27 protein-coding genes, 1 pseudogene and 2 riboswitches are annotated in these 20,962 nt (G+C 70.2%); of the genes and pseudogenes, 13 read left to right on the forward strand and 15 right to left on the reverse strand.

What is annotated here, in order from left to right; translation table 11 throughout:
• Window positions 1-3 precede the first annotated feature (3 nt).
• From IQ220_RS03825 to IQ220_RS16385, 11 genes and pseudogenes are all read right to left on the reverse strand, one after another.
• Window positions 4-1,170 carry an acyltransferase family protein gene (locus IQ220_RS03825; RefSeq protein WP_193912739.1) on the reverse strand — a complete coding sequence of 389 codons (1,167 nt, stop codon included), beginning with the start codon at window positions 1,168-1,170 and terminating at the stop codon, window positions 4-6.
• Window positions 1,171-1,281: 111 nt separating this feature from the next.
• Window positions 1,282-2,178 (reverse strand): arsenic resistance protein, encoded by an 897-nt coding sequence (locus IQ220_RS03830; RefSeq protein WP_228008781.1) that lies wholly within the window; start codon window positions 2,176-2,178, stop codon window positions 1,282-1,284.
• A 64-nt stretch (window positions 2,179-2,242) separates the two neighbouring features.
• Window positions 2,243-2,716 carry a hypothetical protein gene (locus IQ220_RS03835; RefSeq protein WP_193912737.1) on the reverse strand — a complete coding sequence of 158 codons (474 nt, stop codon included), beginning with the start codon at window positions 2,714-2,716 and terminating at the stop codon, window positions 2,243-2,245.
• A gap of 1 nt (window position 2,717) precedes the next feature.
• On the reverse strand, window positions 2,718-3,764 hold the full coding sequence (locus IQ220_RS03840; protein WP_228008780.1) for a fatty acid desaturase: 1,047 nt from the start codon (window positions 3,762-3,764) through the stop codon (window positions 2,718-2,720).
• 196 nt (window positions 3,765-3,960) lie between these two features.
• Window positions 3,961-4,136, reverse strand: a riboswitch (cobalamin riboswitch).
• A 32-nt stretch (window positions 4,137-4,168) separates the two neighbouring features.
• Window positions 4,169-4,387: a hypothetical protein gene (locus IQ220_RS15525; protein ID WP_228008779.1), complete on the reverse strand. Its 219-nt coding sequence runs from the start codon at window positions 4,385-4,387 to the stop codon at window positions 4,169-4,171.
• Between the two features lie 11 nt (window positions 4,388-4,398).
• Window positions 4,399-4,776: a HupE/UreJ family protein gene (locus tag IQ220_RS15530; RefSeq protein ID WP_228008778.1), complete on the reverse strand. Its 378-nt coding sequence runs from the start codon at window positions 4,774-4,776 to the stop codon at window positions 4,399-4,401.
• A gap of 25 nt (window positions 4,777-4,801) precedes the next feature.
• Window positions 4,802-4,944, reverse strand: a riboswitch (cobalamin riboswitch).
• Window positions 4,945-5,032: 88 nt separating this feature from the next.
• Window positions 5,033-5,140: pseudogene (locus tag IQ220_RS03850) on the reverse strand (pyridoxamine 5'-phosphate oxidase); the annotation flags it as partial.
• Between the two features lie 28 nt (window positions 5,141-5,168).
• Complete coding sequence (locus IQ220_RS03855; protein ID WP_228008777.1) at window positions 5,169-5,462, reverse strand: hypothetical protein; 294 nt, start codon at window positions 5,460-5,462, stop codon at window positions 5,169-5,171.
• A gap of 35 nt (window positions 5,463-5,497) precedes the next feature.
• Window positions 5,498-5,947, reverse strand: a complete 450-nt coding sequence (locus IQ220_RS03860; RefSeq protein WP_193912735.1) for a CopD family protein — start codon at window positions 5,945-5,947, stop codon at window positions 5,498-5,500.
• Window positions 5,948-5,950: 3 nt separating this feature from the next.
• Window positions 5,951-6,889, reverse strand: coding sequence for an alkaline phosphatase PhoX (locus IQ220_RS16380; protein WP_370566316.1), 939 nt, complete (start codon window positions 6,887-6,889; stop codon window positions 5,951-5,953).
• The gene (locus IQ220_RS16385) at window positions 6,823-8,109 is read right to left on the reverse strand and encodes a PhoX family phosphatase (protein WP_370566282.1); all 1,287 of its coding nucleotides are present in this window, start codon (window positions 8,107-8,109) and stop codon (window positions 6,823-6,825) included. The genes IQ220_RS16380 and IQ220_RS16385 overlap by 67 nt, the downstream gene beginning before the upstream one ends.
• 90 nt (window positions 8,110-8,199) lie before the next feature.
• Here IQ220_RS16385 and IQ220_RS03870 point away from each other — a divergent pair, with 90 nt between their 5' ends.
• Window positions 8,200-8,409, forward strand: coding sequence for a hypothetical protein (locus IQ220_RS03870; RefSeq protein ID WP_370566281.1), 210 nt, complete (start codon window positions 8,200-8,202; stop codon window positions 8,407-8,409).
• 62 nt (window positions 8,410-8,471) lie between these two features.
• Complete coding sequence (locus tag IQ220_RS03875) at window positions 8,472-9,221, forward strand: hypothetical protein (RefSeq protein WP_193912734.1); 750 nt, start codon at window positions 8,472-8,474, stop codon at window positions 9,219-9,221.
• 83 nt (window positions 9,222-9,304) lie between these two features.
• Here the strand turns inward: IQ220_RS03875 and IQ220_RS03880 are convergent, their stop codons facing one another.
• Window positions 9,305-9,958, reverse strand: a complete 654-nt coding sequence (locus IQ220_RS03880) for a DoxX family protein (RefSeq protein ID WP_186697160.1) — start codon at window positions 9,956-9,958, stop codon at window positions 9,305-9,307.
• Window positions 9,959-10,127: 169 nt separating this feature from the next.
• Here IQ220_RS03880 and IQ220_RS03885 point away from each other — a divergent pair, with 169 nt between their 5' ends.
• Complete coding sequence (locus IQ220_RS03885) at window positions 10,128-10,271, forward strand: chlorophyll a/b-binding protein (protein WP_186697161.1); 144 nt, start codon at window positions 10,128-10,130, stop codon at window positions 10,269-10,271.
• A 147-nt stretch (window positions 10,272-10,418) separates the two neighbouring features.
• Here the strand turns inward: IQ220_RS03885 and IQ220_RS03890 are convergent, their stop codons facing one another.
• Window positions 10,419-10,622, reverse strand: a complete 204-nt coding sequence (locus IQ220_RS03890) for a hypothetical protein (protein ID WP_186697162.1) — start codon at window positions 10,620-10,622, stop codon at window positions 10,419-10,421.
• A 107-nt stretch (window positions 10,623-10,729) separates the two neighbouring features.
• The gene (locus tag IQ220_RS03895) at window positions 10,730-12,799 is read right to left on the reverse strand and encodes an isoamylase (RefSeq protein ID WP_193913105.1); all 2,070 of its coding nucleotides are present in this window, start codon (window positions 12,797-12,799) and stop codon (window positions 10,730-10,732) included.
• 167 nt (window positions 12,800-12,966) lie between these two features.
• Between IQ220_RS03895 and IQ220_RS03900 the strand changes: the two genes are divergently transcribed.
• From IQ220_RS03900 to IQ220_RS03915, 4 genes are all read left to right on the forward strand, one after another.
• Window positions 12,967-13,584: an MBL fold metallo-hydrolase gene (locus IQ220_RS03900; RefSeq protein WP_370566280.1), complete on the forward strand. Its 618-nt coding sequence runs from the start codon at window positions 12,967-12,969 to the stop codon at window positions 13,582-13,584.
• Between the two features lie 203 nt (window positions 13,585-13,787).
• Window positions 13,788-14,063 carry an HU family DNA-binding protein gene (locus IQ220_RS03905; protein ID WP_186697163.1) on the forward strand — a complete coding sequence of 92 codons (276 nt, stop codon included), beginning with the start codon at window positions 13,788-13,790 and terminating at the stop codon, window positions 14,061-14,063.
• Window positions 14,060-15,031: a tRNA glutamyl-Q(34) synthetase GluQRS gene (gene gluQRS / locus IQ220_RS03910; RefSeq protein WP_193913101.1), complete on the forward strand. Its 972-nt coding sequence runs from the start codon at window positions 14,060-14,062 to the stop codon at window positions 15,029-15,031. Before IQ220_RS03905 ends, gluQRS begins: the two co-directional genes overlap by 4 nt.
• A gap of 44 nt (window positions 15,032-15,075) precedes the next feature.
• Window positions 15,076-15,369 (forward strand): hypothetical protein, encoded by a 294-nt coding sequence (locus tag IQ220_RS03915; protein ID WP_193912732.1) that lies wholly within the window; start codon window positions 15,076-15,078, stop codon window positions 15,367-15,369.
• Here the strand turns inward: IQ220_RS03915 and IQ220_RS03920 are convergent.
• Complete coding sequence (locus IQ220_RS03920; RefSeq protein ID WP_186700891.1) at window positions 15,338-15,478, reverse strand: hypothetical protein; 141 nt, start codon at window positions 15,476-15,478, stop codon at window positions 15,338-15,340. The genes IQ220_RS03915 and IQ220_RS03920 overlap by 32 nt on opposite strands.
• A 45-nt stretch (window positions 15,479-15,523) precedes the next feature.
• On the opposite strand from IQ220_RS03920, the gene IQ220_RS03925 reads away from it, so the two are divergent.
• From IQ220_RS03925 to IQ220_RS03950, 6 genes are all read left to right on the forward strand, one after another.
• Window positions 15,524-15,796 (forward strand): hypothetical protein, encoded by a 273-nt coding sequence (locus tag IQ220_RS03925; RefSeq protein WP_228008775.1) that lies wholly within the window; start codon window positions 15,524-15,526, stop codon window positions 15,794-15,796.
• 72 nt (window positions 15,797-15,868) lie between these two features.
• On the forward strand, window positions 15,869-16,414 hold the full coding sequence (locus IQ220_RS03930; RefSeq protein WP_193912730.1) for an NAD(P)H-dependent oxidoreductase subunit E: 546 nt from the start codon (window positions 15,869-15,871) through the stop codon (window positions 16,412-16,414).
• Window positions 16,414-18,027, forward strand: a complete 1,614-nt coding sequence (locus IQ220_RS03935; protein WP_193912728.1) for a NuoF family protein — start codon at window positions 16,414-16,416, stop codon at window positions 18,025-18,027. The genes IQ220_RS03930 and IQ220_RS03935 overlap by 1 nt, the downstream gene beginning before the upstream one ends.
• Window positions 18,024-18,749 (forward strand): bidirectional hydrogenase complex protein HoxU, encoded by a 726-nt coding sequence (gene hoxU / locus IQ220_RS03940; protein ID WP_193912726.1) that lies wholly within the window; start codon window positions 18,024-18,026, stop codon window positions 18,747-18,749. The genes IQ220_RS03935 and hoxU overlap by 4 nt, the downstream gene beginning before the upstream one ends.
• Window positions 18,750-18,756: 7 nt before the next feature.
• The gene (locus tag IQ220_RS03945; RefSeq protein WP_193912724.1) at window positions 18,757-19,332 is read left to right on the forward strand and encodes an oxidoreductase; all 576 of its coding nucleotides are present in this window, start codon (window positions 18,757-18,759) and stop codon (window positions 19,330-19,332) included.
• 18 nt (window positions 19,333-19,350) lie between these two features.
• Window positions 19,351-20,811 carry a Ni/Fe hydrogenase subunit alpha gene (locus IQ220_RS03950; protein ID WP_193912722.1) on the forward strand — a complete coding sequence of 487 codons (1,461 nt, stop codon included), beginning with the start codon at window positions 19,351-19,353 and terminating at the stop codon, window positions 20,809-20,811.
• Window positions 20,812-20,962: the final 151 nt, after the last annotated feature.

The following is a 20,962-nucleotide window of genomic DNA, read 5'->3' on the forward strand; positions in this document are numbered from 1 at the left end:
CGCTCAGGGCCGGCCCACCAGGCCAAAACACGGGCTCAGGGGGCCCAGGCGCCGGATCACCCCCTCGTAGAGGCCCAGGCTGATCAGCAGGGAGCCGGCGCAGATCAGGGCAAATTTGGCGCCGATGGCGAGCGGCAGCGGCACCACCCACCAGCCCAGGCCCACCAGCACCGGCTGGTGCAGCAGGTAGAGCGGCATGGCGGCCTTGCTGCCGTAGCTCACCAGCGGATGGGGTGCCTTCAGGAAGCGGCGCGCCAGGGCGACCAGGGCCAGCACGGCGCACCAGCTGTTCCAGCCGCGAAAGGCCTGGAACAGCTGGGCGGCAGCAGACTCATCGCCCGCAGCGGGCGTGGCGCCGCTGAGCGTGAGGGCCAGGAACACCGCCATGCCCACCATCGCCAGCGCCACCAGGAGCCGGCGGCGCCGATCCAGCACCACCCAGAAGCCGCCCTGGTGGCAGAACAGGTAGCCGTAGACGAAATACAGCAGGTAGAGCAGCAGATTGGCCCAGTCGTCGTAGAGGTTCTGGAAGCCCGGCCAGCGGGGCCGCAACAGGGCCTCCGAGAGCATCAGGGGCAGGGCCAGCAGCAGCAACGAGCCCAGGCTCACCCGCCAGCCTGCACCGCCTTCAGGTGGGCTGGGGCTGGCCTGAGCACTCAGCCGGCCCAGCAGCGGCAGGCAGAGCAGGGTGATCACCAGCAGGTAGGCCAGAAACCAGAGGTGGGCCCACTCGAAGTGACCCGTCGGCCGAATCCCATCGAAGAAGTGGGGGTAGAAGCGCAGGTAGCCCAGGGCTGAATCCACGCTCTGCAGGTCGTGCACGTACACCTGGGGCGGCACCAGCACCAGGATGCCCACCCCCAGGGGCAGCAGCAGCCGTTGCAGGCGTTCGCGCAGGTAGGCCCCCGCACCGCGCGATCGCAGGGAGTACCAGCTCGCCGAGCCCGCCAGAAAGAAAAAGAGGGGCATGTGCCACTGATGCACCAGCACCAGAAAGCCCCCCAGGGCAGCGCTGCTCTCGGGGTTGCTCACATAGAACGTGCCCAGATCGCCCGCGTAGAACACCGCTGCGGCGTGGAAGGGAATCAGCAGCAGCACGGCCAGCACGCGGGCGCCGTCCAGGGCATGGCAGCGGGGCGCAGGGGAAGCAGCCGCAGCTGGACCGCTCACGGGCCCGTCAGGCCGGGGCTTCCGCCGCCAGCGCAGGACCGAACAGGCGGTCGGTGGCCTTCACATACCAGGCGGCGGCCTGCACCTGAACGATGTAGGCCAGGGCGATGATCAGGGCGATCTCGGAGCCTCGGGCCCGAAGGCCGTCATCGCCAGGGCCAGGGCGATCGAGAGGTTGCGCATCACCGTGCCGTACACGAGGGCGATGCCGTCGCTGCGGGGAAAGAAGCGGCGCGCCACGAGGGTGCTGAGGGCGAAGTTGATGCCGTAGAGCAGCAGCAGCGGGATCAGCATGCGCACCAGCAGCAGGGGCTGGCCCACGATCAGGGGCGCCTTGAGCGCCATGGCCACGGCCACGATGCCCACCACGCCCAGGGTGGAGAAGGGGGCCAACCGTGGCTTGATCACCTTCCTGTAGTGCTCCGCGCCCCTGGCGGCGATCAGCGCCACGCGGGTGATCTGCCCCAGCAGCAGCGGCAGGAACACGATCAGCAGGATCTGCTGGAACACCCTGGCCATCGGCACGTCCACCGCTGTGCCCATCAGCACCCTGGCGTAGAGCGGTGTGGCCAGGGACCCAAGCACCAGCCCCACCACGGTCATGCGCACCGCTGCTTCCAGGTTGCCCTTGGCAAACCCCGTCCAGGAGATGGTCATGCCGCTGGTGGGCAGCAGCGCCGCCAGCAACAGGCCCAGGGCCACCAGGGGTTGGCTGGCGAAGAACAGCCGGCCGATCGCCAGGGCCACGAACGGGATCACCAGAAAGTTGATCGCCTGGGCCGTGAGCTGCAGCCTGAGGTCTCTGCCACCCAGCAGCAGCGGCAACCGCAGGTCGATCAGCATCGGATACACCATCAGGAAGGTGAGGGGCATCACCAGGCTCACCAGCCAGGCCGAGGGCAGGGTCACCCCCCAGGCCAGGCCGAGCAGCATGGCGGCTGGGATGGCCCACACCAGGCGCCGCTGCAGGGCCATCAGCAGGGCGAAGGGCCAGGGGGCGGTGGCCATGGCGGCTGCAGCGCATCGAAGTCATCACTCTACGCGTTTATGCGCATAATCAGGTGTTATTGGGTCACGGCACTGCGGCGCAGGCGAATTCACTCCAGCGCCGTTCCACCAGTTCAAAGCAGGTCGGTGGCGCCGTGGGCAGCTTCCTGAGCAGGGCGATCAGCTCGGGGCCATGGCCACTCAGCAGCACCACCAGCTCCCTGGCCGGGTCGTAGCTGTCGAGGGCCCCCAGGCTCGGACGGATCGCTGCCGGTCCCAGCCCCTGGTGGCGCAGCTGGGCGGTCACCTCGCTTCGCGCCACATAGCGCCGGCTGAACCGCACGCCGTCGAGGCGCCAGTCGTGCTCAGGTTCGAGCGGAGCGGCCAGGTGGCAGATCAGCAGACCCCGGCCGCTGAGCCGATAACCATCCCAGGCGGCATGGCCGATCAGCAGGCTGTTCTGCTCCAGAAAGCGCGGTTCCCAGGCCCCTGAGCAGGCGGATTCCTGCCCATGCCAGGACCTCGGTCCCCGCCACGGCTGCCCTGGCCAAGCCGGCAAGTCAGGCCACGGCATCGACCTGCTCCGGACAGGGCACCAGGCGCTCAGTCTCCCGATCCCAGAGCTTGAACTGGGCGCAACTGAGCATGTCGCCGAGTCGCAGACAGGGCACAGCCGCCAGCAGACGGGCATTGGCCTGGTGGGCGGCGCGCAGGTTGTAGTTGGGAATGCGCTCCGAGAGGTGGTGGATGTTGTGGTAGCCGATGTCAGCCGTGAACCAGCGCAGCCAGGCCGGCATCTGCAGATAGCTGGTGCCTTCCAGAGCTCCCTGCATGTGGCTCCAGCCCTCGGTGTTGTGGGCGTAGCTGCCCTCAAAGATGTGCTGAACGAAAAAGATCCACAGGAACAGGGCTGCCGAGAAGGTGAGGGTCACGCCGTAGAGCCCCAGCACCAGGCCGAATCCCCAGCGCTGGCCGGCCGCCACCACCAGGGCGATCAGCACCACGTTGTTCAGCAGCAGATCCCAGAACTCGGCCGAGCGCGGCACGGCCTGGGCCCGGACCGCCCGGGAGATCTCCTTGAGAAGCGCCAGCCTGGGCTGGATGGCGAGGTAGTAGAAGCCACCGGGGAGGGCCATCAGCGGATGGCGCAGCAAGGCGTAGGTGGCCTGCTGCCTGGCACTCAGCTGGGCGTAGTCGTCGGTGGTGATCAGGTCGGTGACGCCGCGATAGCGCTCCCAGTCGCCATTGGTGCGGTGGTGAAAGGCGTGGTCGTTGGACCAGGCCAGCTGGGGAATGGCATTCACCAGCCCCAGGATGAAGCCCCCCACCCGGTTGAGCCAGCGGCTGCGGAACAGGGAATGGTGGCCGCAGTCGTGCATCAGGGAGAAGCAGCGCAGCGAGAACAGCACCAGGGGAATCACCAGCAGGGGCACGGCCCAGGGCGCCCGCTGGGCGAGATGGATGGCCAGGGCCCAGCAGGCCAGGTAGGGGCCCACGGCGCTGAGGATCTGATAGGCGCCGCGCCAGTTGCTGCTGCGGGCATAGGGGGCCAGAACGAAGTCGGCTGGCCGGAGATCGGTGGTCATGCAGGAGGGCGAGGGGGGCATCACGGCACGAGCGGATCAGCCGGCGCGGACACCAGAGGCTGGCGCCGGCCCGGTCCGGCCCTGGAGTGCTTGTTGGGGACGTGAACGTCTGCGGCGCGTCTCAGCGCTCGGGCAGGCCCTGGCAGGCTGAAGGCGGGTGGCTTCCAGGGCTGGAAAGAAAGGCTTGGCTCATCGTGGAACCCGGTCCGCGCCGGGGGAGAGGGGTGATCACAACGGCGAGCGTTCTGACTGAGGGGTGCTCCCAGGAGCGAACCCCATCACAGCTGCGGGACAGCGCCGGACTCGCAGAGGGTCCAAGAACCCCCTCCCCACCGGACTTTCCTCCTTGCGTCCAGGGTGTGAACCACTGGAACCGTCACGGCCAGTCTGGTGCAGATGTCAGCCAACTGACGCCTCTGCGGCGTTCAGCGGGCAGCGAAGGCGATCGGGCCGAGGATCAGGGCCGCGCCAGCGACGGCGAGCAGCAGGGCCACGGCGGCGGTCCAGCGGCTGGGCAGCTGCCGCAGCACGAGATAGCTGCTGCCGCTCACCAGCACCGAGGCGGAGAAGGAACCCGCCCACCACAGCGCTGAGGCGGCACCGGCCGGAGCCTCCTGACCATGGAGCATGGCGTGCACGGCCACGGCTGCAGCGATCAGGCACCGCAGAGCTCCAGGGCCGGCGCCAGCGGCGACTTCTGGCTGCGCAGCACCAGCAGGGCCACGGCGGGGATGGCCAGGGTCGCCAGCAGCTCGGCACCAGGCAGCCCGCCGCCCATGGCGCCGAACACGCCTCCAGCCAGGGCGCCAGCCAGCCCCCAGAGCAGCAGCTCGGCCGAGAGGTAGGAGGCCGCGGCGCCAACGGCGATCAGCAGCAGCAGGTGGTCGGTGCCCGCCAGTGGATGCAGGAAGCCTCCCACCAGGCCGCCTGAGGCCACGTTGTGGGCCTGGGCCGGCTGGCCGAGCAGCAGGGTCGTGGCGGTGGCCAGGGCCACCAGAAGGCCGAGGGAGCGGCTGGAGCGGAGGTGTTGCATGGTTTCTCCCGGTTTCCGCGCCGGGCAGGAAAGAACTCAAAGCGGCGAGCGTTCTGACTCAGGAGCAGGTCTCTCCATCACAGCTGCGGGACAGTGCCGGAGTTGCACCGGACTTTCCTCGTTGCCTTCCGGGCCAGAGGCTCGGAAACCACTCCGCTCCCATTGTGCTCCTGCTGCGGCGATTCGGCCGCAGACCTGATCCCACAGACCTGATCTCTGGGATTCAGGTCTTCCTCGCGCCAGCCCTGCTCCAGCCTCCAGCGGCGGCGACGCTGGCCAGTTGCAGCCAGCGGGCCGCCGGGGAGCGTCCTTCTCGCTCACGGGCGGCCCGCAGCAGGGGGCGCCAGGGGGGGAGCTCGGTCAAACGCTCACGCCCTCAAAGAGCCACGCCCTCACGCCGCTTGGCCGGAGCGCCGCTGGAACGCCAGCCCCGCACCACCCACAGCCGCTCCGCCTACAGCCAGCGCGCCAAGACCTCCTGCCACGGCCAGGAACCCCAGCGTCTGCAGGGCCAGCAGGAACAGGCCCAGGGCCGAGGCGGCCTTGATCTGGATGCGGGCCTTGATCAGCAGGGTGAGCAGCAGCAGCACCGTGGCCTGCAGGCCGGCGCTTGGCGGCGAGGGCCGCGGTGCTGATGAGGCTGAAGGGGCAGGGAAGCAGCATGGCTTGAGGGCAGTGCCCCCCATGCTGGCGGGTGGGCCCTGCCGGGCGTTGCCCCTGTTCAGCTGAAGCCCCCCAGCCGGATGCCGGCGCCCACCACCACGAAGGCGATCGCCAGGGCTGTGATGGCGCGGATGTGCCAGGTCAGGGGGCCCAGCCTGGCGTCGCTGAGGTTGGGGATGAGGCGCAGCCGGGCATCCAGGGCCAGGGCCACGGTGGCGGCCAGCAGCAGCAGCTTGGTGCCGACCAGCACGGCGATCGGGTTCGCCGGGTTGAACAGCCCCTGCAGGCCCGGCAGGTAGATCCAGGCCATGGCCAGGCCGGTGATCACCTGGATCGCCAGGGCGGTGAGCCCCAGGGGCTCAAACACCTCCTCGTAGGCCCGGATCGGCGCGGCGCTGGCCTGGCGCAGGGCCCGGGGCAACACCCCCAGATCCAGCACCAGGTGGCCGCCGGTCCACACCGTGGCGGCCAGGGCATGCACGATCACCAGCCAGGAGAACAGAGACATCGCTCAGGGCAACAGCGGCCCGCCGGTTTGGCGGCTGATGGCCACGATCCCAGGCCGGGGCACCCTGCCGGGCACGCCCGAGGGCCAGTTCGAGCCGGTTGGCACCCAGCGCTCCTGCTCGAAACCCGCCCCGTCGCGATCCACCAGGGCGGTGGTGTGGCGGCTGACCTCCTGGGCCCTGCGGCTGCCGTGCACTTCACCGGGGTGCTGCACGGCCAGGAACAGGGTGTGCTCAGCACTGTCGAAGCACGGCCCGGTGAGCTCGCACTCCATGGGCCCGGTGGCGAAGCAGAGGGCCTCGCCCCGGGCCGGCCCGCGCCTCGGCAGCACCCAGCAACTGTTGTTGCCGAACGCCTCGGCGGGGCTGGCCCCGGAGGAGCGGTCGGTCACCACCCAGATGTTGCCGGCCCCATCCACCTCCAGGTTGTCGGGGTTGGCGAAGCCCATGCCTCCCTCCCAGGGCAGGCCGCCCACCGCCACCATCTGCCAGCGGAAGCCGCCGGCGCTGGCCGTGCTCTCGCTGAGCCGCATCACCCAGCCATGGGGCCAGGTGGGCTCCCCGGCCGGGCCGGAGAAGATGGCGGGGTCGGCCCGACCCTCCCGATCGGCTCCCCCCGCCGTGAAAGCGATCAGCAGATCGCCCGTGGCCGGATCGATCACGGTGTCTTCCGGGCGGGCGGCGGCGGTGGCCCCCACGGCGTTGGCGGCCAGATGGGCATCGATCAGGATCGCGCCGAGCTGGGCGTCCCCTGTGCCGGGGTAGAGGGAGGCCAGGGTGCTGAACTGCTCGCGGTAGCGCTTCACCTCGGCATCGCTGCTGAGGTCCACGGCGCCGGGCTGGCGGCGGTCGGGATCGGGCAGCCGCGTGGCCTGGCTCAGGCCCCAGCGCTGGTAGTGGCTGGGGAGCTGGGGCGCCAGGGCGGTGGAGGGCAGCAGCGGAATCCAGCGCCCCTGGCGCCGGCGCCGAACTGGGCCACCTCCAGGCGCCCGGCGCTGAACAGGGCGGAATTGGCCGGATCCAGGGGGTCTCGGACCCGGCCCGCGCTCACGAAGCGGTAGAGGTGGCCGCCGTGGCGGTCGCAACCGGAGTACAGCACCAGGGGCTGGCCCGCCTCGGCCTTCACGGCCACGGCCTCATGGCGGCAGCGCCCCAGGGCCGTGTGCTTCACCGCAGGCCGCTGGGGCCGGCGTGGATCCACCTCCACGATCCAGCCGTACTTGTTGCCCGCCAGGGCGAAGGGGTTGCCCAGGCCGCGGAGCCTGCGGCCGTCCCAGTGGAAGGGGAGCTCAGACGGATCCAGGGAGGAGCCATCGGCGTACACCGCCTCGCACACCTGCGTCTGGATGTTCTCCTCGGCGCTGAGCACGGTGCCCCAGGGGGTGGTGCCGCCGGCGCAGTTGGCAAAGGTGCCGATGATCCGCTCGCCGAGGCCGTCGTCGTAGCCGAGACGGCGCTCGGCGCGGAACACCGCCGCCGCCGGCCCACTGGCGCGCAGGGCCTGGGCGGGATCCTGCAGGCCACTGAGGCCGCTGATGCGGCGGTCGAAGCGCCCTGGCTGGCGGCGCCAGCGGCCTTCGGGCCCCTGCTCCAGGCCCGCCACGCCGATGCCGAGATCCTCAAGGGCAGCGCCGGCCACCTCCTTCACCATGGCCAGCAAGGAATCGCCACTGGCCAGGGCGGTGGCATCCACCCGGGAGTTGCGATCGGCCAGGGCCGCCTGGAGCTGCTCCAGGGGCAGGCTGAGGCCGCGGGCTTCACCCAGCCCCTCCGCCCAGGGAAGGGGGCTGATGTACTCGAAATTGACGGTGAGCAGGGCCTGCCCCGGCGCCAGGGCCAGGTAGGCGAGGTGGTCGTTGTTGTATCCGAAGCTCCCATCCCCCAGCGGATCCCCCCACACCGCCAGCAGATCGGCCCGGTAGCCAGCCGGCACCACGAGGCGATCCTCCAGGCGCACCTGGCCGTAGTGGCGGCGCTGCTCCGCGGCGCTGAGGCCATCGAGGGGCAGGGGCAGCGGCGTGGGCACCGGCTGAAAGGGCAGCCCGCCGCTGCGGCCACTGCCGCGGATCGGGCTTGGCGAGGCGCGTCCTGGCCTGGCCCGCCCGGCCTGGGCCGATCCGGCTGTCGCCAGGCCGAGCAGCACCAGCAGGGAGCGACGGTTCATGACGGCCAGTCTCGGGCCAGACCGTGGTCGTCCAGGCGACAGCCGCTTCGCAACGCCCCCTCTTCACGGCTCCCCCAGAAGGATGCCAGGATGAACACACTTCGTAACATCGCCATGACCATGGGCGAACTGTTTCTCGAGTCGATGGCCACCGGGGTGATCACTCCTGAAGAGCTGAACTGGCTGGCCAGGCGCCAGACGGAGTTTTCCCGGGTGGAGGAGGCCGCGGCCCTGCGCCTCGGCAGGCTTCTGGATCAGGGCGTGATCCAGCTCGGCTGCCGGTTGCCGCGGCTGGCCTGAGGGTTCGCCGCCATGCTGGATCCCCAGGGGGGGCTGTACACCCAGAAACCGGAGCTCAGCTCATGTCCGCGTCACTGGCTTTCGTGCTGGCTCCTGAGTCGGGCCTGCCTCCTGATGGCGACACCGACTGGGAGCAGCTGAGCCTGGCCCAGCGCCACGGCATCCGCCAAGCGGCGGCCTTCCGGCTCTATGCCCTGCCGGAGGCTGCACCCCCGGGCCTTGCCGAGCCTGGCTCAGGCCTGGAGGCACTTCCATTCAACGGCACCATTCCCGAGGGGCTGCCCCAGGCTCCTGCGACCCAGCTCTATTGCGATGCGGTGATCCCGCGCTTCGATCCGCCGCAGTTGTGGCTGGCGGTCTACGCGCTGGAGGACGACCGCACCAAGGCCGTCGCCCTGGACCGTTTCCCGCTGCACCAGGCAGAGAACGAAGCCTGCTGGTTCTATCCCACCGACGACGGCACCTACCTCTGCTGGGAGCGGGCTGAGGCCATCACCCTGGCGCCAGGCTTCATCGCTGATCCTTCCTGCTGCCCCTCGGCCTCGGACTACCGCCGCAGCTCCCTGCATCTGTTGTGGTCCCTGATGGCCGACGACCCGGACCTCACCTGCGTGGGGATCACCTACGCGGGGGTCCGCCTCGAATGGCCGGTGCTGAGCGATGAGCCCGCGGCTGCCGCCTCCTGGACCGCCTTCGCGGTGGACAGCGCCGCCAGCCCCCATTACCGCCAGATCGCCACGGTGCGGGCCCATGGCCCTCAGAGCAGCGATTCGCAGGCCTCGCCTTCGCCATTGCCATCCCGGCAGTGGTGACGGCGCCGCAGGGGGCAGCCCAGAACTGTGAGCAGGCGCACCATGGAGCCATGGTCCAGGCCCCGGGTGTGAGGGCTGGGCGCTCAGGCTCCCTGACCGGCGCTGACGGCAACTGCCTGGGGCTGGGCAGCCGGACGGCCGTCGCGGGGACCATCGACCGACTCGCGCACCAGTTCAGCGGTGATGGCGCCGTCAAAGGAAAGGCGCCCAGGGCCGAGCAACAGCAGGGCCAGGCTGCCGCCGAGGTACAGCACCACCAGCTCCAGCACGTAGATGTTGAGCCCGGCGGTGAGGATGTGGTGATAGGCGGCCACGGCCATGGTGCCGGTGATCGCCAGGGCTCCCAGCGGTGTGAGCAGGCCCAGGATCAGCAGCCAGCTGCCCACCACCTCCGAGAAGCCGGCCACGTAGGCGAGCAGCAGGGGGAAGGGCAGGTGCAGCGGCGCCACATAGGTGTCGGCGAAGGCCTGGGGATTGGCGAGCTTGTCCTGGCCGTGGTGAATCATCATCAGGCCGATCGCCAGCCGCAGGGCCAGCAGGCCGAGGTTGGCGGCAGTGCCCTTCTCGAGCACATAGCGGCTCAAACCGCCCTGCACAGCCGGACGTTGCAACAGGCGGGTGAGCGGGCCGGCGGTCTCGGCCGGGGCGAGGTCGGGCCGGTTCAGGCGCAGCAGCCAGAGGGCCATCAGGGAGCCGGTGAGCCCGGCGAAGCCCTCGAGGAGTTGGGCGGTGGTCATCGTTCAAGGGAGATCTCCCCAAACTCTGGCAAGCTGGGTAACGAAACGTGAAGTGTTGACTGAGAAAGGGGCAGGGCCGGAAAACCGCCCCCCGTTTCGGGCCCCGCGGCGCCCCAAAAGGCTCCAACCACTGTTACTATTTCTTCACGTTTCGCAACCAAGCGCAACCATGACTGACTCCGCTTCTCGCTTCGGCTTCGTGGCCTTCGCCGAAACCTGGAATGGCCGCCTGGCCATGCTCGGCTTCGTGATCGGTCTTGCCACCGAAGTTCTCACCGGCCAGGGCATCCTCGGCCAGATCGGCCTCGGCTGATCCCGGCTCCAAGCCCCCAACGCAGCAGCGGCGCCGTCCCCAGGGACAGCGCCGCTTTTTGCTGGTTGTCTGGATGCAGACCGAAGCAAACAGATGGGAGACGGCATGCCCCCATCCGGAATGGGGCCCCTTGAGGCCAGGGACGGCTCAGGAGGCCTGTTGATAGAGGGCTTCGAGGCGCTCGCGGTTGAGGTCCACGTAGAGCAGGCGCTCACCGGGCTGGGGAGCCTCCGGGTGGCGGCTGCGGATCGTCGGCCGCTCTGCACCCCTGCTGAAGCCCTGGCTCATCAGCGCGAAGGAGCTGCACAGCAGCACAGCAGCAGCTACCGCATAGAGAAGGGCAAAGACCATGACACTCAGCTCGGAACGACCACCAACCTAGTGTAAAGAAGTGTTAACCGTGACAGATTGTTAAGCCTGCTGCCGCTCCCCTGCGGCGGCGTCCTGGTCCCTGGCGCTCAATCCAGCTTCACCCCCTCCAGGCGGCGGCGCGCCACCAGCAGCATCAGGCTGCGGCTCTCCAGGGGGATGCCGGCCGGCGTCCAGATCCCCGGACGGGCCGGCAGGTCCTGGCCGGCCGGCAGAGCGGTGTCGATCACCCGCAGCCAGCCGGAGGTGGAGACCGGCAGGTCGAAGTGCACAGCTTTGCTGTAGGCGTTCATGGCACACCACAGCAGCGGTCCCTGGGTGGGGTCGTTGATGCTCCAGGCCACGGTGTGCGACCAGCTGGCCCAGTCCGGCCGGGTGATCTCCACGCCGTGCCACTGGCGCCAGCGCTGCTGGTGATCGTCGTGGCGGCTCTGGGGCCGCTCCTGCAGCGGCAGTTCGGGGTTGATCAGGTCCACCAGATGCCGTCTCAGGCTCAGCAGCCGCCGCACGAAGCGGCGCAGGGCCAGATCGCTGCTGTCGGGCTGCCAGTGCATCCAGCCGAGGGGGTTGTTCTGGCACCAGGTGTTGTTGTTGCCTCCCTGGCTGCGTCGCACCTCATCGCCCATCAGCAGCATGGGCACGCCTGGAGCCAGCAGCAGGGTGCTCAGCAGGTTGCGCAGCTGCCGCTCCCGCAGCGCCCTCACGGCAGGGTCGCTGCTGGGGCCCTCCACGCCGTGGTTCCAGCTGTTGTTGTGGTTGTCGCCGTCCCGGTTGTCCTCACCGTTGGCCAGGTTGTGCTTGCCGTTGAAGCTCACCAGATCGGCCAGGGTGAAGCCGTCGTGGGCCGTGAGGAAGGTGATGGCCTGACCCGGGTGGGCCGGCATCAGGTTGTAGAGGTCGGGGCTGCCGCTCAGCCGCTGGCCCACGGCCCAGGAGCAGTTTTCATCGCCCTTCCAGAAGCGGCGCAGGTCGTCGCGGAAGCGGCCGTTCCAGGTGGACACCCGCCGGGCTGGGAAGTCGGCCAGCTTGTAGAGGCCGCCGCAGTCCCACGGTTCGCTGATCAGCTTCAGGTCGGCGAGGTCAGGGTCGGCCTCCATGGCCTCGAACAGCGGTGGCCGGGCCAGGGGCGCCAGGTTTTCGCCCCGGCTCAGGGCGATGCCCAGGTCGAAACGGAAGCCATCCACGCCCAGCTCCGTGGCCCAGCAGCGCAGGGATTCCAGGATCAGGTGCTGCACCAGCGGCCGGTTGGCGGCGATCGTGTTGCCGCAGCCGCTCACGTCCTGGTACTCGCCCAGGGCGCTCTGCTGGTAGTAGAGGCGGTCGGCGAAGCCGCGCCAGCTCAGGGTGGGGCCGTGCTGGTTGCCCTCACTGGTGTGGTTGTAGACCACATCCAGCAGCACCTCGATGCCCGCCAGGTGGCAGGCCTTCACCAGCTGCCGCACCTGGTCGCGGGCGCCGAGGGGATCGTTCCCCACCAGGTAGTCCGGGTGGGGGGCCATCCAGCTCAAGGGGCTGTAGCCCCAGTGGTTCTGGCGGCCCGGCGGCGCGTCGCCGGGATCGAAGGCCATCACCGGCAACAGCTCGATCGCGGTGATGCCCAGCTCCCGCAGCTGGGGCAGGGTGTCGATCAGCCCCAGCAGGGTGCCCTGGCGATCGGACGTCACCGGACAGCCGGCCCCCTGGGTGAAGCCCCCCACATGCAGCTCGTAGATCACGCTGCGCTGCCAGCTGTGGCGTGGGCGGGGCGCGGCTTCGAAATCAAAGCGGTCGCGCTCGGTGACCACGCCCCGCAGGCAGCAGGAGCTGTTGGGGGCGGCGCCGACCGCGGCGTCGCGGCGATAGCCCTGCCAGCCGGCGATGGCCCGGGCGCAGGGATCTAGCAGCACCTTGGACGGGGCAAAGCTGTGGCCGCCAGGCTGGAGGGGGCCGAACACCCGGTAGCCGTAGCAGCAGCCCAGCCCCAGGCCCTCCACCTCCACATGCCAGTGATCGCCGGAGCGGTGGCGGCCATCGAGCGCCACGACGCGACTGGGTTCGAGGGCGTCCGGGTGGCTGAACAGCAGCAGCTCCAGCCGGGTGGCCCGAGGAGCCACCACCGAGAAGTTCACCCCGCGGGAGGTGAGGGAGGAACCCAGCGGGCCCGGGCGCCCGGGATGGATGGCTCCGGGACGACTCCGGCGGGTCGCCACGGGCGCCGCTGGGGCCGAGATGGATGGGGCAGACAACGGCTCGGGCCAGCTTGCCCAACAAACTAGACAGACCTTCCCGGCTCAGGCCACTGTCAGCACTTGCCCTTCCAGCTGAGCCCGGCCGCCCTCCCCAGGCGGTGCGGCCCGGCCTGTGGCTGTTCGCCCCCAGCCGCGACAGCCAGGGGGGCAGCAGCTGGCTGCTGGAGGCCAGCGCCACTGGCCTGAGCTTTGATCTGCTGATCGACTGCCCCGGCTACAGCCAGGCCAACCTCGACTGGCTGAGCGCCCGCGGACCTGGGCTGCTGGTGCTCACCAGTCGCGAGGGCCACGGCCGCTGCCGCCGCGTGCAGCAGGCCATCGGCTGGGAGGTGCTGGTGCAGGAGCAGGAGGCCTACCTGTTGCCGGGGGTGGCGCCGCTGCGCAGCTTCGGGGCGACGTGTGAGCTGGCGCCGGGGGTACGCCTGCTCTGGACGCCTGGGCCCACGCCGGGTGCCTGCGTGGTGCATGCCCGCGGCCCAGAGCTGGATGTGCTGTTCTGCGGCAGGCTGCTGGCCCCCGTTGGCCCGAATGCGATCGCCCCGCTGCGCACGGCGCGCTGTTTCCACTGGCCGCGACAGTTGGCCAGCCTCGAGGCGCTGCGGGGCTGGTTGCCGCCAGGCTCCCCCGAGTGGATCGCCTGCGGCGGCGGCCTGGGTGCGCTGCGCGGCGCCAAACTCGTGACGGAGGGGGCCGTGGCGTTGCGATCGGCACCCTGATTTGGGCGATTCAGCACCAAACGGGCACCAGATCCGTTGCAGCAAGGCGCTTTTCTGTTGCAGTCCCCGGGCAGCACCCATACCATTGGCGCGCTGAACCCGGTCCGCCGGGGCGGCCACCCTGCCGAGGCCTCCCAACCTCCCCGTCCCGGCGCCGCCCCAACAACGCTCTGATCGCTGCCCCAGAGGCCACCCCCGCTCCTATGAACAAAGCAGATCTCGTCAACCTCGTGGCCGCCCGCACCGAGCTCACCAAGACCGACGTGTCCCAGGCCATCGACGCCGCCATCGAGACCATCATCGATTCGGTGGTGGAAGGCAACAAGGTGTCGATCCTTGGCTTCGGCTCCTTCGAGCCCCGCGAGCGCTCCGCTCGCCAAGGCCTCAACCCCAAGACCGGCGAGAAGATCAAGATTCCAGCCAAGCGGGTGCCCGCCTTCACCGCCGGCAAGATGTTCAAGGACCGCGTTCAGGGCTGAGGCCGCTTCCCCGCCACGTCGAGGCCCTGATCGCTGCCGGCCTGCGCCGGCGGGATCAGGGCTATCGCGGTCGCTTTGCCCCCTCCCCCAGCGGCCCGCTGCACCGCGGCAACCTGCGCACGGCACTGCTGAGCTGGCTGGAAGCACGCCTCGCCGGCGGCGAATGGCTTCTGCGCATCGATGACCTCGACACGCCCCGCAACAGAGCCGGCGCCGAGGCCGCCATCCTGGCGGACCTCACCTGGCTGGGCCTGAGCTGGGATGGGCCGCTCTGGCGCCAGAGCGAGCGCCGTGGCCTCTATTCCAGTGTGCTCTCGGCGCTCCGCCACGACGGCCGGCTCTACCCCTGCCGCTGCAGCCGCAGGCTCCTGGCCGATGTGTCGGCCCCCCACGGCGACTGGGCCGTGTACCCGGGCTTCTGCCGCCAGAGCCAGGTGGACTGGGGGGCCGTGGCGGGGCGATGGCCCAGTTGGCGGCTGCGGCTCTCCGCCGGTCCCATCGCCTGGCAGGAGGCTGCGGCCCTGGTGCCGGTGTCAGCACCGGGGCGGCTGGATGGAGCCAGCCAGGTGGGCGATGTGGTGCTGCGCCGGGCCGACGGCTTCATCACGTATCACCTGGCCACGGCGGTGGATGAGCTCACTCTCGGCATCGGGACGGTGGTGCGCGGCGAAGACCTGTGGAGCTCCACCGCCGCCCAGGTGGCCGTGATGCGCGAGCTGGGCGCCCCACCTCCCGCCTATGCCCATGTCCCCCTCTGGCGAGAGGAGAGCACGGGCCAGCGGCTGAGCAAACGCAGCGGAGCCGAGGGGCTTGAGGGCCTGCGGGCCAGGGGGTTGGATGCGGCCGGCGTGGTGGGGCTGCTGGCTGCCAGCGCCGCTCTGGTGCCGCCGGGATCGCGGCTGAGCGCCGCGGAGCTCCTGCAGCATCTGGCCACGAGGGCGACAGCCGCTCAGGAGCGCACTTCTTAAGGAAGCTTTCGGGAGCGTGGTGTGCGAATCCACGCACACTGGTGATGTTCCCCAGCGGCTGGCACGAGGCCGAGTTGATCAACACCCCAGCCCGGCAGCTCGCGAGCGCCGGCATGACTGAACGGCGTGTCTGCGAAGCCCTGTCCACAGGGATGTGCTGCCAGTGCGGCGGCAGTGGCGTGCTGCGGCTGGATGGCCAGCGCTATCGCACCTGCATGGCCTGTGTGGGACAGGGCAGGCAACGGCCCAGGTCGCTGCTGGCCGCCGAGGTGCTGCAGATTCCGCTGCCCCGGCTGCAGGAGCCGATCAGCGGGTCGGCTTCTTCTGCTGCTGCCTGATGAAGAAGGCGGCGGTGGCCACGACCACGGCCAGGGGGGCTGCGGTCAGCAGCAGCAGGATCACGGCCGTCCAGTCGGTGTACATCGCCGCCAAGTCACTGGATCCCATCATCCCAGCCAGGATTCCCCTGCGTGCCGTCCCCGTGCCTTTGTGATGCGACTTCTCTCCCGCGCCCTGCTCGGAGCACTCCCCGCTGCCGCCGCCCTGGGCCTGGGCTTGGGTCCCCCCTCGGCGGCCAACGTGGTGTTCGATGACTGTCAGCCCACGGCGGACGGTGGCGTCACCTGCGACACCCGCCCCACCGGCGAGACTCGGGTGGATGACGAGGCGGCCCGTTTCGGCCTCTATGACGCCGCCAGCCCCGGCTGGAACGAATTCGAGCCATTCGAGGCCGATGACGAGATGTTCGGCGGCAACGAGACCTGAGCCCCGATCGGCGCCCGGCGCTGACAGCGCCCTGATCCCCTGCTAGGCCTGGATTGGCGATCGGTCCAGGTCATGGCAGCGACGCTTCTCCCGCCTAGCCCAGCCGAAGGCACCCCACCGGCCCCCGACGCGCGCATCAGCCGCATCGTGCGGCGCCATGGCGCCAGGCCCGGCGAGCTGATCGAGGTGCTGCACCGGGTGCAGGAGCTGCTGGGCTGGTTGCCGCCCCAGGCCCTGGCCCAGGTGGCCCGGGAGCTGCAGCTGCCCCAGGCCCGCGTCTACGGGGTGGCCAGCTTCTACCACCTGTTCCGCCTGAGGGCCCCCACCGCCCACCGCTGTTGCGTGTGCCTGGGCACCGCCTGCTTCGTGAAGGGCGGAGCGGTGCTGGCGGCGCAGCTGGAGCGGCGGCTGGCGCTGCGGCTCGATGATCCCGCCGGCAACGGCGCCTGGAGCCTGGAGACCGTGAGCTGCCTGGGGGCCTGCAGCCAGGCGCCGGTGCTGGTGGTGGACGGGGGGCTGGAGGCGAAGCTGCCGCTGGATCAACCCGAGCGGCTTGAGCAACGGCTGGCGGGCCTGCTCCCGGAGGCCCTCGCTGCCCCCACACAGGCAGGAAACTGATGGCGGACCCGGTCCAGCTGCGTTGCTGCGGCGCCAGTGGCTGCCGCGCCGCCGGCAGCGAGGTCCTGCGGCAGGCCCTCGAGCAGGCGGCCCCCGCTGGCGTGGGCGTCAAGAGCGTGGGCTGCCTGCGCCTCTGCGGCCGCGGCCCCCTGGTGGCCATCGATCGGCCAGGGGAGAGCTCTGGCCCTGATGCTGGCCCTGGCCCTGGCCCTCCCGGCGACTCCCTGCTGTTCGGGGAGCTCCAGCCCAGCGAGGCCGAAGCGCTTGTGGCCTTGGCCCTGGGCGAAGGGGGCGGCGCCCTGGCGGACCGGCAGCTCGACCTGCGCCAGCCGTTCTTTGCCCTGCAACACCCCGTGGTGCTGGAGAGCTGCGGGCTGATCGATCCCACCAACTTGGATGACGCTCTGGCCCATGGGGCTTACGGCCAGCTGCGGCGGCTGCTGCAGGAGTGCAGCCCCGAGCAGGTGCGCGAGCAGGTGAAGCGCAGCGGCCTGCGGGGCCGGGGTGGCGCCGGCTATCCCACGGGCCTGAAGTGGGACACCGTGGCCCTGCAGCCTCCCGGCCCCCGCCTGGTGGTGTGCAACGCCGACGAGGGCGACCCCGGCGCCTTCATGGACCGCAGCGTGCTGGAGGGCGACCCGCACCGGCTGATTGAGGGCCTGGCGATCGCCGCGTTTGCGGTGGGCGCCGAACAGGGCTTTGTGTATGTGCGGGCCGAGTATCCGCTGGCGATCGAACGGCTGCGGCTGGCCCTGGAGCAGGCCCGCCGCCACGGACTGCTGGGGGCCCCGATCGATGGCAGTGGCTTTCAGCTGCAGCTGGAGCTGCGGGTGGGGGCCGGTGCCTACGTGTGCGGCGAGGAAACGGCGCTGCTGGCCTCGATCCAGGGGGAGCGCGGCACGCCGCGGCCGCGGCCGCCCTTCCCAGCCGAGGTGGGCCTCTGCGGGGCCCCCACCCTGATCAACAACGTGGAGACCCTGGCCGCGATCCCTGCGATCCTGCGCCGCGGCGGCGACTGGTATGCCGCCATCGGCACCGAGGGCAGCAAGGGCACCAAGGTGTTCTCCCTCTCGGGGGCGGTGCTGAACCCTGGCCTGGTGGAGGTGCCGATGGGCACCAGCCTGCGCACGGTGGTGCAGACCATCGGCGGCGGTGTGCCCGGCGGCACCGGAGCCCATGGCGGCGTGAAGGCCGTGCAGACCGGCGGCCCCTCGGGCGGCTGCATCCCGGCCCCTCTGCTCGACACGCCGGTGGACTACGAGCGCCTGCGAGAACTGGGTTCGATGCTGGGTTCAGGCGGCCTGGTGGTGATGGGCGAAACCACCTCGATGCCGGAGCTGGCCCGCTATTTCATGGGCTTCAACGTGAACGAGAGCTGCGGCAAATGCCTGCCCTGCCGCGCCGGCACCGTGCAGCTGGCCCAGCTGCTGGATCGCTTCGTGGCGCGGCGGGCGACCCTGGCCGACCTCGAGCGCCTGGAGGAGCTCTGCCACATGGTGGGCGCCACCAGCCTCTGCGGCCTGGGCAAGGCGGCGCCCAACCCGGTGCTCAGCACCCTGCGCTACTTCCGGCAGGAGTACCTGGCGGCCTGCCTGCTGGAGGTGACCCCATGAGCGTGCTCACCCTCACGGTGGATGGGCTGGAGGTGGCGGTGCCCGATGGCGCCTCGCTGCTGGAGGCGGTGCGGGCGGCCGGCGCCGAGCTGCCCACCCTCTGTCACCTGGAGGGGCTCACCCCGGTGGGGGCCTGCCGGCTCTGCCTGGTGGAGCTGGAGGACGGCGGCCGCCTGCTGCCCGCCTGCACCACCGCCGCCGCCGAGGGCATGGCGGTGCACACCGACACGGCCCAGCTGCGCGGCTACCGGCGCATGGCCGTGGAGCTGTTCTTCGCTGAGGGCAACCACGTGTGCGCCGTCTGTGTGGCCAGCGGCAGCTGCGAGCTCCAGGCCCTGGCGGTGGCCGTGGGCATGGACCACAGCCGCTTCCCCTACCAGTACCCGCCACGGCGGGTGGATGCCTCCCACCCCCGCTTCGTGATCGACCACCACCGCTGCATCCTCTGCACCCGCTGCGTGCGGGTCTGCGACGAGGTGGAGGGGGCCCATGTGTGGGATGTGGCCCAGCGCGGCGCCCAGTGCTCGATCATCGCCGGCTTCGATCAACCCTGGGGCGAGGTGGAGGCCTGCACCTCCTGCGGCAAGTGTGTGGACGTGTGCCCCACCGGCGCCATCTTCCACAAGGACGACACCACCACCGAGAAGCAGGTGCACCCGCCCCGGCCCCAGCTGCTGCGCCGCGCCCGGGAGCAGCAGCTGGGCAGGCACCCGTGCCCGTGAGCTCGCCATGACCACCCCGTCTCCGAAACTGCGCTTCGCCACGGTGTGGCTGGCCGGCTGCAGCGGCTGCCACATGTCGTTCCTCGATCTCGACGAGTGGCTGTTCGAGCTGGCGGCCCACGTGGATGTGGTGTACTCACCGGTGGCCAGCGACGCCAAGACCTATCCCGACAACGTGGATGTGTGCCTGGTGGAGGGGGCTGTGGCCAATGCCGACAACCGCGAGCTGGCCCTGCAGCTACGTGAGCGCACCCGGCTGGTGGTGTCCTTCGGCGACTGCGCCGTGACCGGCAACGTGCCGGCCCTGCGCAACCTCTGGAGCGCGGTGGACGGCGGCAGCCGCCAGAGCGTGCTGGATCGCGGCTACCTGGAGCTGGCCGACACCGGCGCCCAGCACCCCCATGCCCCCGGCATCGTGCCGGAGCTGCTGGAGCGGGTGCTGCCGCTGCATGAGGTGATCCCGGTGGACCTCTACCTGCCGGGTTGCCCGCCGTCGGCGCAGCGCATCCAGGCCGCCATCGAACCGCTGCTGCGGGGCGAGATGCCGCCGATGCAAGGCAAGGCGATGCTGCAGTTCGGCTAGCTGCCCGCAGGAATCCCCATGACCCGCACGATCACGATCGATCCGGTGACCCGCATCGAGGGGCACGCCAAGATCACCCTGCATCTCGATGAGGCGGGCTGCCTGGCCGATGCCCGCTTCCACGTGGTGGAGTATCGCGGCTTCGAAACCTTCTGCGAGGGCAGGCCGTTCACCGATATGGCCGGCATCACGGCCCGCATCTGCGGCATCTGCCCGGTGAGCCACCTGCTGGCGGCGGCGAAAACGGGCGACAAGCTGCTGGCGGTGCAGCCGCCGGCGGCGGCGCGCCAGCTGCGGCGCATGCTCAACCTGGCCCAGCTCTGCCAGAGCCACGCGCTGTCGTTCTTTCACCTCAGCAGTCCTGATTTCCTGCTGGGCTGGGAGAGCGATCCGGCCCGCCGCAATGTGTTCGGCCTGATGGCGGCCGACCCCGATCTGGCGCGCGCCGGCATCCGGCTGCGGCAGTTCGGCCAGCAGGTGCTGGAGCTGCTGGGGGGTCGCAAGATTCACTCGGCCTGGGCGGTGCCCGGGGGCGTGCGTACGCCCCTGAGCGCCGAGGCCAGGGCGTGGATCCTGGAGCGGCTGCCGGAGGCCAAGGCCACGGTGGCCACGGCGCTGAAGCTCTACAAAACCCTGCTGGACGGGCCGCTGCAGCGGGAGCAGAGCACCTTCGGTGACTTCCCTTCGCTGTTCATGGGCCTGGTGGGGCCGGGCGGGCGCTGGGAGTGCATCGACGGCCTGATCCGCTTCACCGGCAGCGACGGCCGGATCGTGGCCGATGGCCTCAGCGAAGACGACTACGCCAGCTTCCTGGGCGAGGCCGTGGAGAGCTGGAGTTACCTGAAATTCCCCTACTACAAGCCACTGGGCTATCCCGAGGGCATCTACCGGGTGGGGCCGCTGGCGCGGCTGAATGTGTGCGACTCAATCGGCACGCAATGGGCCGATGCCGAGCTGGCTGAGTTCCGCCAGCGCAGCGGCACTGAGGAGAGCGGCGGCCGCATCGTGACCTCCTCGTTTGCCTATCACCACGCCCGGCTGGTGGAGATCGTGGCCTGCCTGGAGGGGATCGAGCAGCTGGTGGCGGATGACAGCCTGATGGGCGGCCGCATCCGCGCCCGCGCCGACCTCAACGCCAACGAAGCGGTGGGCGTGAGCGAGGCACCGCGCGGCACCCTGTTTCACCACTACCGGGTGGATGACAATGGCCTGATCACCCGGGTGAACCTGATCATCGCCACGGGCCAGAACAACCTGGCTATGAACCGCACCGTGGCCCAGATTGCCCGGGAGTTCATCCCCGAGCCGGTGGCCGCCGGCGCCGAGATCCCCGAACCCCTGCTGAACCGGGTGGAGGCGGGCATCCGCTGCTTCGATCCCTGCCTCTCCTGCAGCACCCACGCGGCGGGACAGATGCCCCTGCACATTGAGTTGCGGGATGCGGAGGGTGGGTTGGTGGCGGAGAGGCTGCGGGGGTGAGGGGTGGCATCGGGGGGCAAGCTCCACGGTTGAAGAGCCTTTCTCCGAAGGACCATGCCCTTCCCGGGGATGGCAGCAGTGCTTGGCTGTGTAGCCCTGTGAACGGTCTTCTGCGGGCCCGCATAAGACGCGAGGAGCTAGAGGTGGCCAG

This window comes from Cyanobium sp. LEGE 06113 (assembly GCF_015207615.1).